The following is a 553-nucleotide window of genomic DNA, read 5'->3' as shown; positions in this document are numbered from 1 at the left end:
ACGGTAGTCATCTCCGACACCGAGCGCTTCTCCGGCTATCACACCGAGAAGCACCGCGACGACAACGCCACGGTGACGCAGGTGGCCAGCAGCGTCGGCAGCCTGGGCGGCAACGTCAATCTGAGTGCGGGCGGCACCTACACGCAGAGCGCCAGCAACGTGGTGGCAGCCAAGGACGTGGACATCACCGCGGCCACGATCCAGTTGCTCACGGCCAACGACAGCCACGCGGCCTCCTCGCAGGACGACACACTCAAGATCGGCGCCTTCGCGCGGGTGAAATCGCCGCTGATCGACCTGATCAACAACGTCGATGCGGCACGCAACTCCGACGGCAGGCTGTCGGCGATGCAGGGCATGGCGGCGCTGGCCAATGGCTACCAGACCGCCAGTGCGATCAGCGGCGTCGCGCAGAAGGGGGGCAGCGGCGTGCTGGTCCAAGCCGAAGCCGGCGTGGGCTACGCCACCAGCACCGAGGCGTACAAGGCCGGCAGCCAGACCGCGCAAGGTTCGACCATCAGCGGCGGCGGCAACGTCAGCCTGACCAGCACCA

1 protein-coding gene is annotated in these 553 nt (G+C 67.5%); it reads left to right on the top strand.

What is annotated here, in order from left to right; all coding sequences use genetic code 11:
* Positions 1-553 (top strand): hypothetical protein (locus D588_RS25190; RefSeq protein ID WP_043085676.1); only part of this gene is annotated, 553 nt, incomplete at both ends.

The organism is Xanthomonas sp. SHU 308 (genome assembly GCF_000364645.1).
Taxonomy (GTDB): Bacteria; Pseudomonadota; Gammaproteobacteria; order Xanthomonadales; family Xanthomonadaceae; genus Xanthomonas_A; species Xanthomonas_A sontii.
This window is presented reverse-complemented; position numbering and strand designations above follow the sequence as displayed.